The organism is Spirosoma horti, from assembly GCF_054776595.1.
In genome coordinates this window covers 286,070-301,726 of sequence record NZ_BAAHBQ010000008.1, presented here as the reverse complement: position 1 = coordinate 301,726, position 15,657 = coordinate 286,070, and the positions used below count along the sequence as shown (strand labels likewise).

The window sequence follows — 15,657 nt, the reverse complement described above, 5'->3', positions numbered from 1 at the left end:
CATTTCAATCATATAACAACTCCCAACTTTCATTATTACCGCTACAGCGGTCCTTTCAAGGTTTATTGCTAACCTGACCTTTATGTTCAAGAAAGAAGAATTAGACATGAAGCTTCTCTCGGAGCTTCACCCCATTGCCGAGCAATTCGGGATTCGTAACATTGGCAAATTCACTAAGGAAAAACTAGTTTACGAAATTATAAAGCAGCAATCCGAGCGCCCAGGCCCGGCTGCCGAAGAAACAGCCCCCGCAGAGGAAGCCCCCAAGCGCGGACGTCGTACTAAAGCGGTTACTACGCCTGATGCACAACCCGTTAGTTCAGTAGCCATAGACAGCCCCGCTGATCAACCGGCAGAAAATCCGGTAGCTCTGCCTGCCGATAACGATACAATAATCACAACTCCAGATACGGCGAAACCTCGGTTACGTAGCCGCCGGGATCGGGACGTTGTTTCGCCACCAACGGCCACTGCCGAACCAGTAGCGCCAGTGGAAGCACCCGCTTCTCCAGTGAGCGAAAACCCTGTGTCGGCTGACAACAGCGCCACGCCAGAGAATAACACGCCAACCATTGAGTCAACACCAGCACCGACAGGTAATGGCAGTGCACCCGCCGAAACCGTCGCTGACGCGGTAAATGACCAACAAACGATACGTCAACCCCGCGAAAACCGCGAACGGACAGCACCAAACCAGCGAACAAATCCATTTAGTCAATCCACCCGAAATAGGACGGATAGCGATGGTACGTCGACACCAAACGACCGCAATTTCCGGACAAATACTATCCGTAATGATCGCAACGATCGTACCGGACGGCAGGATCTAAACCAGCAGCGTAATCAGCGTTCAGATGGTGCGTCATCCAATCCACGGGACGCCCGCCCGCGATTCGATGCCAACCGTGACCGTACGGAGGGCTCGCGTGATACTAACCAGCGTCGCGATCAGCGCCCACGTACACAACGCGTTGTGACGGACGAGACAGGTCTTAATTACGGTGGTCAGGCAGACGAAGAGTTCATGACGCCAACGGTGGTTACCGAAGATAACGCGGCCAATATGCAAACGGCCAGCGCTACCGCAGCCACTGATACGCTTGCGGAGGTCCAGCCAGCAGGCGCACCAACCGAAACCCAGGATGGGCAGCAACCTCAATCGGAAGCAGGTCAAACGGATCAACCGGCTCAGCCTCAGATTCCACAGGCCTCACGGGAGGCTCAGGAATACCAGAACCGCATCCGTCGTCAATACAATCAGCACATTCGTGAATTCGATGGTATTATCGATAACGAAGGTGTTCTGGAAATCATGCAGGATGGCGGCTACGGCTTTCTGCGCTCGGCCGACTATAATTACTTAGCCAGCCCTGATGATATATATGTATCGCCATCGCAGATCAAACTATTCGGTTTGAAAACCGGCGATACGGTACGCGGTGCCATCCGCCCACCCAAGGAAGGCGAAAAATATTTTGCCCTGCTGCGTGTTTCAACAGTTAACGGCAAGACAACAGAAGAGATTCGTGATCGGATTCCTTTTGAATACCTCACTCCTCTTTTCCCCGAAGAACAGCTTCATCTGAGCAATCGCCCCGATAATTATTCGTCGCGTGTGCTGGATCTGTTCGCACCTATTGGTAAGGGACAACGGGGCATGATTGTCGCTCAGCCTAAAACGGGTAAGACCGTCCTGTTAAAGGAGATCGCCAACGCCATCACTAAGAATCACCCCGAGGTGTATCTGATCGTGTTGCTGATTGACGAGCGCCCTGAAGAAGTAACGGATATGGCCCGTAGTGTGAATGCTGAGGTCATTTCCTCGACGTTTGATGAGCAGGCTGACCGTCACGTGAAAGTGTCGAGTATGGTACTTGAGAAAGCCAAACGGATGGTCGAATGTGGCCACGATGTAGTGATTCTGCTGGATTCGATTACGCGTCTGGCAAGAGCTTACAACACGGTCGTTCCCTCCTCGGGTAAGATCCTGTCGGGTGGTGTGGATGCCAACGCTCTCCATCGGCCGAAGCGCTTTTTTGGCGCGGCCCGGAATGTTGAAAATGGCGGCTCATTGACCATCATCGCCACCGCCCTAATCGATACGGGTTCGAAAATGGACGAGGTTATCTTTGAAGAATTTAAAGGTACCGGTAACATGGAACTCCAGCTCGACCGCAAACTGGCGAACAAGCGGGTTTACCCGGCTATCGATGTGATGGCATCGGGTACCCGTCGGGAAGATCTGCTGCTGGATAAAGAAACACTGCAACGAGTCTGGATTCTGCGCAAACACATGGCCGACATGAATGCGATGGAAGGCATGGATTTCCTGCTCGGCCACATGAAAGGCACCCGGAGCAATGAAGAGTTTCTCATTTCGATGAACCGATAATCTTTTTAGCACCAAAACAACAGGGAGTTCATAGACTGATCATCGTTCTATGAACTCCCTGTTGTTTTGTTTATTCACCTTTTCGGTAAGCACGCTAATTGTGTACTTACTGATAAATTTCTAACTTGAACAATAGTTAGAAAAATTATGAGAGATCTCATTCAATATGCAATTCCCGGCTTTGTTCTGCTGCTTGTTGCCGAAGTAGTTGTAACGGCCATTCAGCATAAAGACTATTACGATACGAAAGATACGGCCAGTAGCCTGAGTATGGGTATCGGAAATGTCATTGTCGGTTTTGTGGGGAAAGCACTTGTCTTTGGCACCTATTCGCTGGTTTATCAGCTCCGGTTATTTACGGTCGACATGACGCAGTGGTGGGCTTGGGCAGTCCTATTCTTTGCCGACGATTTTAGCTATTACTGGTTTCATCGGATCAGTCACAGCAGTCGGTATTTCTGGGCGTCGCACGTAGTGCATCATTCGTCTATGAAGTACAACCTGGGTACGGCCCTCCGACAAACCTGGACGGGCAATCTGTCGGGAGCCTTTGTGTTTTGGATCTGGTTGCCCCTTGTCGGCTTTTCGCCGGTAGCCGTCATGACGATGCAGTCCATTAGTTTATTGTATCAGTTCTGGATTCATACCGAGCACATCAATAAGTTTCCCGCCCCCATCGAATTCATTTTCAATACGCCTTCGCATCACCGGGTACATCATGGCTCGGACCTCGATTATTTAGATAAAAATCACGCAGGCGTCCTCATTATCTGGGATCGGCTGTTTGGCACGTTTGTGTTGGAGAAAAACCGCCCTACCTATGGGCTGACAACCAATATCAATTCACATAATCCCGTACGAATTGCCTTTCATGAGTGGGTGGCCATCGGTCAGGATATCCGAAAGTCACCATCGGTAAAGGTCGCTTTGGGTTATATTTTCGGCCCGCCGGGCTGGAGCCACGATGGTTCCCGGAAAACGACCCAACAACTTCGAGCCAAACAGCCGAACGTTCCCGAACCGGCATCAGAAGCCTAGTTTTTCACATTAACTCAGGAAAAGCAAGTAAGAAGAAGGCACGGTTTAACTTTTGTCGAAAAGGCGTTCATTGTCTTCACCGCCCTGATGGCGCCATGAAGGAGCGAATTGCCCATTTTAGACTTTAGACAGCCTCTACTTCACTAATGCTTCTGTTTACGAAGAAAGCCCTCCTGTTTACCCTATTCGTTCTCCTCGTCATTGGTTCTATCCAGACGGCCGAAAGTAAAAACCCAGCCTTTAAAGTCATCGCCTTTTACACCGCCAGGAACGATAAAGCTCACATCAGCTACGTACACGAGGCCAATAAATGGTTTGCCCGGATGGGGCCCAAATACAATTTCACGTACGATTCAACCACAAACTGGACCAATCTCAATACTGAATTCCTGTCGCACTACCAGGTTGTTCTTTTCCTGGATACCCGTCCAGAAGCACCCGAGCAGCGCAAGGCCTTCGAAAAATACATGGCGAATGGAGGAGCCTGGATGGGTTTTCACTTTGCGGCTTTTGCCCTCACTCCGTCGGCCTACCCCCAAAACTGGGATTGGTATCATAATGAGTTTTTGGGTTCAGGTTCGTATGCCAGCAACACCTGGCATCCTACGTCCGCTGTTTTACGCGTAGAAGATCGCAATCACCCGGCCACAAAGCACCTGCCAGCTACTTTCAAATCCTCTCCAAATGAATGGTATCGATGGACCAATGATCTGCGCACAAACCCGGCCATCAAGATCCTGTTGTCGATCGATCCAAGCAGTTTTCCGCTGGGTACGGGTCCCAAGCCCCACGAAATATGGCATAGCGGCTATTATCCGGTGGTTTGGACCAACAAAAACTACCGAATGCTGTACGTCAACATGGGGCACAACGACATTGATTACGACCATAAAACCGATAAAGAATTGTCGTTTACCTTCGGCAATAAAGTCCAGGACCAGCTTATTCTTGACGGGCTTCTGTGGCTGGGTAATGGCAAGAAGTAAATAAAAAAGAGGGGTCAGGTTCTCAAACCTGACCCCTCTTTTTTACTTACTTTCTTACGAATGGTGCGGCATATCAACGGTTTTAGCTTCTTTACGGGCTAGTTCTTTACGCGCCCTACGGCTATGAATGAGCTCATACGTGACCGGCAGAATCAGCAGCGATAACACCGTACAGGTCATCAGTCCACCAATCATAACCGTAGCCAGTGGTTTCTGGGTTTCGGAGCCGATTCCGGTCGAGAGGGCCGCGGGTAACAAGCCGAGAGAAGCCATGAGGGCCGTCATCACCACGGGACGCACTCTCGTGAGAGCACCCTCCCGAATGGCTTCGCTAATGGGCAGTTTATTGTGCAGGTTCTCTTTGAAGCGATTGATGAGAATAACGCCATCCTGCACCGACACGCCGAACAGGCAAATAAACCCTACCCCGGCGGAGATACTAAAGTTGATACCCGTAAACCAGAGCGCCAGCATGCCCCCGATCAGGGCAAACGGTACGTTCAGGATGATGAGTGCCGCATCGAGCGCACTACCGAACGTAAACAGCAGAATCAGGAAAATAATGGTAATGCTGATGGGCACAACGATGGCCAGTTGGCGCTCGGCACGAGTCTGGTTCTCAAATTCACCCGCCCAGCGCATCTGAAAACCATCGGGCAACTTCACCTGTTGTTTTACCCGTTGTTGTGCATCGGCAATGGTGCTGCCCAGGTCACGGTTACGCACCGAAAATTTGATGGCAATAAAGCGGGCATTGTTCTCCCGGTATACGAACGCCGGACCCGACCGGGTGCCAATATCGGCCAGCTCTTTCAGTGGAATTTTAGAGCCTGAACGGGTAGGAACCATTAAATTCTCAATCAAATCGGGTGAGTACCGAAACCGCTCATCATAGCGCACTTTAATGTCGAACCGGCGTTCGCCTTCATAAAATTGCGTAACGGTTTTACCGCCGATAGCTGTTTCAATGACCGACTGTGCCACATCGGTTGGCACGTTGTAACGGGCAAGCTTCTGAGGATCAAGCTGAATTCGAAATTCAGGCTGGCCCAGGTTTCGGAATACGCCGAGATCACTAACGCCCGGCACATTTTTCATGACGTTGAATACTTTCGTTGCCTCCTTATCCAGCACGTTTAGATCCTGCCCGATGATCTTGATGGCCATCGAGCCTTTTACACCCGAAACCGCTTCTTCCACATTGTCGGAAATAGGCTGTGAGAAGTTAAAGGAAACACCTCGAAAACGGGCCAGTTTCTGCTGCATCTGAGTCACCAATTCCTCTTTGGTAATGTCCCGCTTCCAATCTTCTTTCGGATAGAGATCCACGAAAAACTCATTATTGAAAAACCCGGTTGGATCCGTCCCATCATTGGGCCGACCCGTCTGGGATATTACACCCCGAACTTCCGGAAACTCGTCGAATATGGCCCTAAACTTGCGCGTATAGGCATAACTCTCATCCAGCGATACCGAATAAGGCAGGCTGGCCCGGACATAAATGGACCCTTCGTTCAACTGGGGTAGAAACTCCGACCCGATATGAAACAGGAATAGGTAAATCGAAAAACCCAGCGAACCCAGGGCAATTGCCATAATAGACGCTGGCTGGCGAATGGCCCAGTTCAGCGCAGGCACATACAACTTCTCGACACCCGACACAACCGGATTGTGCCGCTCGCGGACATTCTTGTTCAGCAACAGGCTGCACAACAGCGGAATCAATGTAAGGCTGACAATGAGCGAGCCCATCAGGGCAAAACCGATGGTCCAGGCTAGTGGGCTAAACAGTTTACCTTCTACTTTCTGGAACGTAAAAATCGGCAGTAAGGCCGTGATAATAATGATTTTCGAGGTGAAGATCGACTTACCCAACTCCGTGGCATTCTGGGCGATCCAGCTTAATTTAGCCCGGCGATTGAACTTCATCATGCCCATCTGTTCGGCCCGATGTGCCAGCATAACAAATAAACCTTCCACCATCACAACGGCCCCGTCAATGATGATACCAAAATCTAACGCACCGATACTCAACAGATTGGCTGTCATTCCTTTTAGCCGGAGACAGATAAAGGCAAACAGCAGCGCCAGTGGAATAACAATGGCAACGGTGAGGGTTGTACGCCAGTCGGCCAGGAAAATCAACAGAATGAGCGTGACCAGGAAAATGCCCGTCAACACGTTTTCACCCACCGTGTGCAGGGTATAATTATTCAGCGTCGTGCGGTCGTAGAATGTTTTGATTCGGACATCTTTAGGCAGAATCTGGCTATTCAGCTCGTCAATTTTCGCTTTCAGGGCCGGAATGACGTCGTTCGGGTTTTCGCCCTTGCGCATCACAACAATACACTCCACAACGTCGTCCTGCTTATCGCGCCCGACAATGCCCAATCGGGGTTGAAAAGCTTCTTTTACCGTAGCCACATCACGCACTTTGATCGGTACGCCGTTTACGTTGTCGATGATGATGCCCGCTACATCGTCGGGCTTCGTCAGCAACCCGATACCGCGCACCACCAGCGCCTGGTTTCCCTGCTTGATCACATCGCCCCCAACGTTGATGTTGCTTTGCTGAATGGCCTGATCTACATCCAGGGCGGTGAACCCGTAATTAGCCAACAACGTCGGGTTCAGGCTAACCTCGATCGTTTTGACTTTTCCCCCAAAGCTAACCACATCGGCAATGCCCGGCACGCTCTTGATCTGCCGTTCGATAACCCAATCCTGCAGGGTTTTTAACTCGGTAATGTCTTTCGTCTTGCTTTCGAGCGTGAAGCGGTAGATCTCACCCGTCGGGCCGTAGGGCGGCTCTACTTCGGCACTTACGCCGTCGGGCAGGTCAACGCTGGCAATGCGGTTGGCCACGTTGGTCTGTGCCGTAAAATTGTCGACGCCATCCTCAAAGATCATCGTTACAACCGATAGACCGAACAGCGAAACCGAGCGAAGCGTACTCTTGCGGGGCACCGAATTGAGTTCGGTTTCGAGGGGCAGCGTAACAAACCGCTCCACTTCTTCGGCCGAGCGGCCGGGCCATTGGGTAATCACAATGACATTGGTGTTCGTCACGTCGGGAAATGTTTCGACGGGCGTATTCATGAAGGCGGCCACGCCCCCGACAATGATCAGGCCAATGCCAAAGAATACGGCAAAGCGATTTGTCAGGGCAAAGGTGATGATACTACGGATGAACTTGTTCATGGGAAGACAGAAATTAATCCGTTAAATCATTGTATAACAGCAGACTTCCTTCTGTAACGACAGTATCACCCGGCTTCAGGTTTCCGCCCCTCACGAAGGCAAAACGCGTCGTATTTTTCATCACATTCACTTCCCGGACTTCATATTTGTCTTTCCCCGTCTGGACGATCACATAATAATGGTCACGGTCGAAGACAACAGCTTTTTGCGGAACGGCCAGTGATTCGCCCCCTTTACCGGCAGTGGTATTTGGCAGGTGCACGTGAATGGTGGCAAACATGTCCGGCTTTAGCAAACCCTCTTTATTGTCCAGCACGATGCGCACCTTTAGCACCCGTGCCTGCTCATCGAGTACACTGCTGACGTTACTGATTACGCCCCGGAAGGTTTTATCAGGATACGCCAACACCTGAAGATCAACCGGCTGACCCTGTTTTATTTCCGGGATATCCTGTTCATACACATTGGCCAGCACCCAGATCTGCTGAAGACTCGATATGGTATAGAGCGGATCCTGATTGTCGGCCCGTAAATCCTGACCGGTATTCACGTTTTTTTCAACGATGTAGCCCGAAATAGGCGCTTTCACCGAAAAATATGGTTGTCCGGTTCCGGCCGTACTACCGCCGTATATGCGCAGAATATTCGCGGATTTACTCAACTCGTCCTGCGCCTTTTTAACATTGTTTTTTGCGGTTAAAAAGTCAGTTTCCGAAGCAAAGCCCGATTTATACTGCGCTGATACGTTCTTCAACTGCTGCTGAGCTACTTCCAGATCTGACTTATCCGATTGGTAGTCGTTGGTATAGGTCGAAATATCGCCCGATCGGATCAGGGCCAGATCCTGTCCTTTCTGTACATAAGCGCCTAACGTCACCGTTGTTTTTTCAACGTTACCACTAACCAGCGGAAACACCCGGACCACATTATCCTGATCGAACGTAACGGTTCCGTTTAGGGTCAGTTCATCTTCAGGATTCATCAGCCGGACGGAATCAGTCAGGTAACTACTGCTCGAATCGGCACTAGACGTTGGTACTTTATCTGTTTCTTCATTTTTGTGGCCACAGGCAGCCAGCCCCAGGCCAATCAGCAGGGGTATTAACGTCTTTCTCATAACCTAGAAGAACCGGGTATTGGTCGTGAAATTTAATAATTGCTGCGTATTGTACAGATTATTAAGCAGGGTAATATTATTCAGTTGTGCCTGCTGATACGTCCGGATTTTATCCAGGTAATCAAGCAAACCAATCGTTCGGGCGTTATAGGCTTTGGTAGCCTCTACCGAGATATTCTGAATTCGATCCAGATATCCGTCGGGTCGGGTATTCAGCTGACCATAGAATGTATTTAGTTTATCAAATGCATTCAGCACGTCGCTTTGCACGATGGTCTGCTGATTTTCCAGTCCTCCCGTTACACTTTTTAGGGTTGTTTCTGCCGACCGGATGGCGCCCTGATTGCGGTTGCGAACTGGCAAATCCATGGCCAATTGAAAGCCCGTAAAGTTATTATAGGCATTTCCATATTTCTCAAATAAAATACCCGTCGTCAAATCAGGCGTCCGGCGGGCCTTTTCCAGCGCAAGGCTGCGTTCTGCATTATTGATCTGCTCCTGCGACAGACCAACATCCGGTCGATTGGTCAATGCGGAGTCAATGGCCGTTGCCACCGGCGGCAGGCTTGTTTTCAAGGCAGGTAATTCAGTCGGCAGAATAAACGTCGCTGCTGACTGACGCAGCAATATCCGAAGTGTAGCCTGTTCATCCGCAATCTGTGTACGGTAATTGGCGCTGTTGGCCTGTAAATCGCGAACAGCGACCTCCAGCCGAGTCACTTCATAAGGCGCCACCCCGCCGGTTCGAAGAGCAATTCGGTACGATTCGACCAGCCGTTGCTGGCGGGCCAGTTCATCCTCAAATAAGCGCAACCCCTGTAAGTCGAAATACAGGTTCGTGTAGGTTGTATAGAGCTGATAATGCAATATACGCATCAGGTCTTTGAATGCCAGGCGGGCCAGTGATTTATTACTTTCGGCCAGCGCGATTAACTTACTCCGCTTGCCAGCCAATAAAATCACTTGCTGTAATTGAACGGCGTAGTAGCCACTGTTATAGTTCCCCGCATCTTTATCTACCTGCGAGGGCGGCCCATACTGCAGAAATTTTCCGGTATTCGGATTATACAGGTTTCCCTGAAACCAGAGATTTGGATTGGGCCGTAACCCAGCCTGCGTGATAGCCGCATCGGCAATGTCTATCTGATAACGCTGGGCCAATAACTGAAAGTTACGATCCAGAAAAAGCTGTTCGAGTTGAGGCAGGCTTTGCCGGATCGTATCCGGCGCGGCAGTTGGCTGTTGGGCGAATAAAGGCGAAATAACCGCCAACCAGCCTACAAGTAATAAAAGAGCAAATTGATTTAATGAGCGAAACCGATTCATAATAAAAAGTGACGGAAATAGACCCGGCTGATTTGGGCGGCAAGTACAGACCAGATTGTTAAGGCGTGGTTAAACCGTTATTAATAAGTTCTTAAAAAAATAAGTATTTCCCTTAAGGAATATGCAGGTAATGATCATACCTCCATTTAGTTGCCTGTATGGCTTACAAACATCAAATTCAGCAATAAGAACCTGTATTTTCCCGAACTCCAACCCGTATCGTCTGACAAGAAGTATATATACGGCTGAAATTTTAAAGAAGTTTTAATTAAGCTTTAAACTGGCTTTAAAGTCAGGGTAACACCTTTACGGTTGATTTTCAATTAACTGTATACGAGAACATGAAAATTCTCCTTATTCAAAGTGACGCCAGTTACCTTGAGTTTCTATATCGAACCCTGGCCGAGCGCCAATATACACTCGAAATAGCATCAGATGGATATACCGGACTTGCCATGGGCCTTCATGCCCGTTTTGACCTGATTGTCCTTGACTCAGAGTTACCCCGCATGGATGGGCTGGATGTTATCCGGCGACTCAGGCAGGAGAATGACTCAACACCAGTCCTCCTGCTCTCTAATTCAGACCAATCGGCCGACAAAACCAAAGGACTCTACGCCGGCGCTGATGATTACATGGTGAGACCCTGTGACTCCGATGAGCTCCTGGCCCGTATTTATGCGCTACACCGCCGACGCACAGGTGGCTTTAATGCGCCGTCTATCCTAAGCATCGATAACCTGGAGCTTAATGTCGCCGAGAAGGTAGCTTACCGTGCCAATCAGCGAATAAAACTGACAGCCCGTGAGTTTCAACTACTTGAGTTTTTAATTAAAAACGCGGGTCGGGTTGTTACGAAAGCACAGATTCTGGAAAAAGTCTGGGACAACACGCCTATCAGCAGCACGAACAAAGTAGAAGTGTATATTAACTTTTTACGAAAGAAGATTGACCGTGATTTCGACCATAAATTAATCCATACGGCAATGGGCGTAGGCTACTTACTGCGGGCCGCAAACTAAAAAGACACTCGGTGTAGGCTATAGCTATTTTTACCTTACGCATACTATATCCTGCATCATACCTCCTTTCTAACCTCTTGGGCGGGTTTTGGGTTAGTAGTATATTATGATTGCTGTTTGCCTACTTGCCTACTCACTCCTGACAGTCCGGTCCGATTCCCTGACGCCGGAGGATACTGTTCGTTCGGCTCGTTCAACCATCCGGCCCGCCTTTAACCTCGACTTCAGGGACTCATTTCTGGAACGCCAGCATGTAAACGTTTGGGGAGTCAATGCGGGCATTACCTACGGCGCTAAACGCCACCAACTAACGCTGGGCTATTATTGGATCGGTTATGCAACGTATCTACGCCTGATCGACTGGCGACGGAATGCCGCCCAGCGAATCAATCTCAATTATTATACCCGTACTGATTTGTGGTTTATGAACATTCAGTACTGGTGGAACATGACCAACAACCGGCGCTGGATGATTAGCGTGCCAGTCGACGTTGGCGGTGGTATTGCTTATGCCCTGCCGCGAGATCTGGCGAAGGACAACCCAATCGACCGAACGCACCGGAGTTTTTTCGCTCCTCTTCAGATAGGTGCTTATGCCCAGTGGAAAGCCACGCGCTGGGTGGGCCTCTCGGCGCAGATCGGGTATCGTATTTCCGTTTTTCAGACCGATATTGACCAGAATTTCAACGGAAGTTACTACAGCCTTGGCGTATCGATCTACCCGGCACTCCCCGTCGACATCTGGCGATGGGTGAGAAAAGGAGATCGAATTTCGCCGGTTCACCCACCTAAACCTCGTCCGTTGGACAAACGATGAAGCCAAATGGTCCGCCAAAGCTAACCCTGCATCAACTCATCATGCTGGTCTTGTCGGTATACGTTGTCATCGCCCTGCTGATTCGGGAGCTGGTGCCCATGTACGAGCAGAACCGGCAATTGCTCGACCAGATCGATACCGGCATTTGCGTTTACTTTTTGTATGACTTTTTCTTAAGATTGTATCAGGCCGACGATAAATGGAAGTTTCTGCAATGGGGCTGGATTGATTTACTGGCCAGCATTCCCGCCCTCGACTGGTTCAGACTGGGTCAGTTAGTTCGGGTTATCCGAATCCTGCGCATGGTGCGTTCGTTCCGGTCTATCCGTGACTTTCTGCATTACCTCTTCCGCGACAGGGCCAATGGTACGCTGGCTGTCGTTTTACTCAGCTCCGTGCTGTTGATGATTTTCGGCGCCATCGCCATTCTTTACGTCGAACGTGTGCCGGATGCCAATATCAAAACTCCGTCGGATGCGCTTTGGTGGGCGTTTGTGACCATTACAACCGTTGGGTATGGCGACCGTTTTCCGGTTACGAGTTTTGGTCGCCTAATTGCGGCTGTCCTGATGATTGCCGGTGTGGGCCTGTTCGGTACGTTTACCGGCTACGTGGCCAACTTCTTTGTTGAAGATGATCAGGAACAGTCCGATAACGATATGCAGACGCTGATTGGCGAAGTTCGGCAGCTACGGCAAAAAATTGAGGAGATGGAGAAAAGGTTACCCTAGTTAAACCTATAAGCTTTTACAAAGCTTACATAGTCATAATCAATCATTTACCTATTCCTTACGTAAGAACAAAGACAACTAATATCAACAACAGAGCGATTGCAGTCAGAACAATCACTATGTGCAGTAAAACCTTACCAATCCGTTCCCAGACTGGCTTAGCCTGGTTAATGGCTCGCCTTTGATTACGTTGAAGCGGTTGAGGTTGTTTTTTCTTAAGTGAATCCTCATTAACTATGGCTCGTGACCAGACTAATGTCGTTTCTTTAGTAGCCACTCTGGCTCCTGTTCCAACGAGGAGTACTATCAGGAGAAGCAGGAAGCGAATAGTCATTTGATTTCTTTGTTAAGTACATTGTTGTGGGTAAACGGCGTTCTCAAGCTTGTTGTATGAATTTTCTCAGTTCAGTGGTATAACTCAGGCGGCTGTTGCAAAAGTCGGAAGGGCATTGATATGTTAAGTTCAACCCTTTGTTTTCGGTGAAAAAAGTAGCCCATAACGACCCCTTTTCTGGACTTCTCAATAGTGTGTAAGACTTCTGCACCCGCATGGTCCGCCGGGCGAGTGCAGAAGTCTATTTTGTTGATCAATTTTCAGCTTCAATTTCGCAAGCCTAAGGCCACCCATGGGCTTGCGAAACTTATAACTTTTAGGCTTAGTCGTTCGCCTATTTTAGCCGATAACTGATACCAACGCTGAACTGCCAACGATTAAAATTAGGGTCAGGGGTATACCCTTGAAGACCTAATAATGGGGTATTCAGCCAGCTTCGGCTACCCATGGCTTCGAGAGCCCATCGCTTACTGATTCGATAGTGTACGCCCAATCCGGCGTTGGTTTGCCAATTAGTCGAGTACACGGATTGGCTGTATGGGTTAGGTGGCATGGGATTAAAATCATTTCGGCCGTAGACAGTTCCTAACTGGGCAAAGATGGCTACCCGTTTACCACGAAGAAAGTAATAACGAGTGGATAGGCCTCCCCCCAAGAATTTATAGTCTGCTTTATTAGGCACATACCTTAATACATTACTCTGTAAATAACGACCTTCCACTGCTACTGACCACCCATCTAGGATAAAGTATTGAATACGAGGTGCTATATGAGTTATGATTGGATACCCCCCGCCCCGATATCCCTGTCCGACCTCGACTCCGACCGTTAAATGTCCCTTTCCGAGCAAATCCTGCTGATGCTGATCAAAAACTGTTTGAGCAGAGGCTAACAGAGGTAGAAACAAGCCAAATAGTAATACATAACGTTTCATCAGACGATGTTTATTTCTATTCTGAGATGCTGGCTTGATTAAAATGGATGGAAAGTGTACCAGTATTTTAGATTTTTTAACTAAAATGGCAGAAAGCAGATGTTGCTCTATGGCTATGGCTGCTGCTTAAGTCGACACCAGTTGAATGAAGCTTCCATCAGGGCACTTGGCAGCGTTCCTTTAAAGTTTTGCAACAGCCACTCAGATTACGTTAAGGGGATTTTCAAAGAATGCATCTCATTTGTGTGGTAAAGGCAAACTAGCCCGTTGACAGAATGAAAACAATCATTGTTTTTGATGACGTCTGTGGTTTCTGCAACTCGTTTGTACAGTTCGTTATTCAGCGAGATGCCAAAGCTTACTTCTCGTTTGCTTCCTCGCATTTAAAGTAGGTCAAGCCCTTTGGGAAACCATTAGTGATAAGCCTGTTGATAGCATTGTTCTAGCGGAAGAGGATAAAATATGGATCAAATCAGATGCTGTCGTACGACTATGCAATCGTCTAGGCGGCCTTTGGCCATACTGTTCTTGGCTGCAAATTGTGCCCAGACCTATACGGGATTGTCTGTATGATGTTTTCGCAAGGTATCGATATGTTTTTGGAGTACGTCAGGTTTGCCAGTTGCCCACTGCTGATGAACGGAAACGTAGAGTTCTGGAGTAAATCAACTTATTTATTCCTATTATATAAGTGCCGTGGCTGTTGCAAAACTTCATCAGCCATTTCATCTAGTGGTTTGGCCTGCCAATTCAGAAACGAAAACCGCACGTTGTCAGTCAAGATAGCAATTCAACTCATTATTTCTCACTGGCTACGCTTTCGGGAAGATCATAGAGCAGCCACGTTTTGTTGCGGATAAAGGAAGACTTTTTCCGGATGAGCGTGATGAAATCAGCGATACCCACCGGTTCATTTCCATTGGCATGGATCAGCACCAGACTCCCTTGTCGGGGTTGCTGATTTTTAGCTAGCCAGGCATCACTGCCGATGGGCAGCAGACCAAACGCCAAAATCCGATCAAAGACCCCTTTGTCGGAAACCAGCCCCGGAAATCGAAAGAAAATAGAGGGTTTCAACCCATTCTTCAGCATGGCCTGCTCATTCAGTAAAACCTCATCGTTGATGTTGGTCGCGGCTTCGAGCATAAAGTTGATCGGCAAGGGCAACTGTGGGTTGTAGCGGTGATGAAACGAGTGATTGACCCACGTAATGGCCAGATCGCCCCGATCAACCAGGTTTTTCAGATAAGCCAAATCCTGGGCATGGTTCTCCATCCAGAGGCCGGTGATCGTAATCGTTACCGGAATGGGTTTCTCTTCCGGCTCAAAGGCACCGATCAATTGCTCGAATACCGACCGCGTCAGGGGCTTGGTCGATGGACAAAGGTCAATTGTGAGACTGAAACCCCGTTCGGTCGTGTCCGTTCGTTCAATACCGGCATCCTGTAAATGAGTATCCCGCTGCTGCTCCATGCCCAAGGCCCGGCCATAGGGCGTCTGATTCACCATTTGCAGCGTAGCGGGCCAGGATAAAGCCTTCACCTGGCTCACTGGCAGATTGACAATGGCCGTTTCGAGGGTTTGCGGGTTCAGCGTCAGGTAGCGGGTTTGACCGCCCTGGCGCCACTGGCGCAGCACGACCTGATGGGGCTGCCGGGTTGTGATACCAAAAAATACCCGATAGGCGGTTAGCTGGGCAAACGCGGCTGCATTCGCCCAGCTAACCAGCATTACTAAAAGTAAAAGGCGGGGCACGTGC

Annotated in this window: 13 protein-coding genes; 8 read left to right on the top strand and 5 right to left on the bottom strand. The window is 49.2% G+C overall.

Features of this window, described 5'->3' with window-relative positions:
* Positions 1–82: 82 nt before the first annotated feature.
* The 3 genes from rho to ACYVAM_RS24915 all read left to right on the top strand — a co-directional run bounded on the left by rho (position 83) and on the right by ACYVAM_RS24915 (position 4,416).
* Positions 83–2,392, top strand: coding sequence for a transcription termination factor Rho (rho, locus tag ACYVAM_RS24925; protein ID WP_461072154.1), 2,310 nt, complete (start codon positions 83–85; stop codon positions 2,390–2,392).
* A 147-nt stretch (positions 2,393–2,539) separates the two neighbouring features.
* Positions 2,540–3,430, top strand: coding sequence for a sterol desaturase family protein (locus tag ACYVAM_RS24920; RefSeq protein ID WP_461072152.1), 891 nt, complete (start codon positions 2,540–2,542; stop codon positions 3,428–3,430).
* A gap of 146 nt (positions 3,431–3,576) precedes the next feature.
* Positions 3,577–4,416, top strand: a complete 840-nt coding sequence (locus ACYVAM_RS24915) for a ThuA domain-containing protein (RefSeq protein ID WP_461072150.1) — start codon at positions 3,577–3,579, stop codon at positions 4,414–4,416.
* Between the two features lie 54 nt (positions 4,417–4,470).
* Here the strand turns inward: ACYVAM_RS24915 and ACYVAM_RS24910 are convergent, their stop codons facing one another.
* The 3 genes from ACYVAM_RS24910 to ACYVAM_RS24900 are packed head-to-tail and all read right to left on the bottom strand — an operon-like array spanning position 4,471 to position 10,060.
* Positions 4,471–7,617, bottom strand: coding sequence for an efflux RND transporter permease subunit (locus ACYVAM_RS24910; protein ID WP_461072148.1), 3,147 nt, complete (start codon positions 7,615–7,617; stop codon positions 4,471–4,473).
* A gap of 13 nt (positions 7,618–7,630) precedes the next feature.
* Entirely contained in the window at positions 7,631–8,734 is a 1,104-nt protein-coding gene (locus ACYVAM_RS24905) for an efflux RND transporter periplasmic adaptor subunit (protein WP_461072146.1), read from the bottom strand.
* Between the two features lie 3 nt (positions 8,735–8,737).
* Complete coding sequence (locus ACYVAM_RS24900; RefSeq protein ID WP_461072144.1) at positions 8,738–10,060, bottom strand: TolC family protein; 1,323 nt, start codon at positions 10,058–10,060, stop codon at positions 8,738–8,740.
* 341 nt (positions 10,061–10,401) lie between these two features.
* Between ACYVAM_RS24900 and ACYVAM_RS24895 the strand changes: the two genes are divergently transcribed.
* The 3 genes from ACYVAM_RS24895 (at position 10,402) to ACYVAM_RS24885 (ending at position 12,630) form a co-directional block, all read left to right on the top strand.
* Entirely contained in the window at positions 10,402–11,082 is a 681-nt protein-coding gene (locus tag ACYVAM_RS24895) for a response regulator transcription factor (RefSeq protein ID WP_461072142.1), read from the top strand.
* A gap of 106 nt (positions 11,083–11,188) precedes the next feature.
* Positions 11,189–11,899 (top strand): hypothetical protein, encoded by a 711-nt coding sequence (locus ACYVAM_RS24890; RefSeq protein WP_461072140.1) that lies wholly within the window; start codon positions 11,189–11,191, stop codon positions 11,897–11,899.
* On the top strand, positions 11,896–12,630 hold the full coding sequence (locus ACYVAM_RS24885) for an ion transporter (RefSeq protein ID WP_461072138.1): 735 nt from the start codon (positions 11,896–11,898) through the stop codon (positions 12,628–12,630). The genes ACYVAM_RS24890 and ACYVAM_RS24885 overlap by 4 nt, the downstream gene beginning before the upstream one ends.
* A gap of 668 nt (positions 12,631–13,298) precedes the next feature.
* On the opposite strand, the gene ACYVAM_RS24880 is transcribed toward ACYVAM_RS24885, so the two are convergent.
* On the bottom strand, positions 13,299–13,898 hold the full coding sequence (locus ACYVAM_RS24880) for an outer membrane protein (protein ID WP_461072136.1): 600 nt from the start codon (positions 13,896–13,898) through the stop codon (positions 13,299–13,301).
* Between the two features lie 275 nt (positions 13,899–14,173).
* Here ACYVAM_RS24880 and ACYVAM_RS24875 point away from each other — a divergent pair, with 275 nt between their 5' ends.
* Together ACYVAM_RS24875 and ACYVAM_RS24870 are read left to right on the top strand one after the other, a co-directional pair.
* Positions 14,174–14,290 (top strand): DCC1-like thiol-disulfide oxidoreductase family protein, encoded by a 117-nt coding sequence (locus tag ACYVAM_RS24875; RefSeq protein WP_461072134.1) that lies wholly within the window; start codon positions 14,174–14,176, stop codon positions 14,288–14,290.
* A gap of 20 nt (positions 14,291–14,310) precedes the next feature.
* The gene (locus ACYVAM_RS24870; protein ID WP_461072381.1) at positions 14,311–14,562 is read left to right on the top strand and encodes a thiol-disulfide oxidoreductase DCC family protein; all 252 of its coding nucleotides are present in this window, start codon (positions 14,311–14,313) and stop codon (positions 14,560–14,562) included.
* A 134-nt stretch (positions 14,563–14,696) separates the two neighbouring features.
* On the opposite strand, the gene ACYVAM_RS24865 is transcribed toward ACYVAM_RS24870, so the two are convergent.
* Positions 14,697–15,653 carry a polysaccharide deacetylase family protein gene (locus ACYVAM_RS24865; protein WP_461072132.1) on the bottom strand — a complete coding sequence of 319 codons (957 nt, stop codon included), beginning with the start codon at positions 15,651–15,653 and terminating at the stop codon, positions 14,697–14,699.
* Positions 15,654–15,657 lie beyond the last annotated feature (4 nt).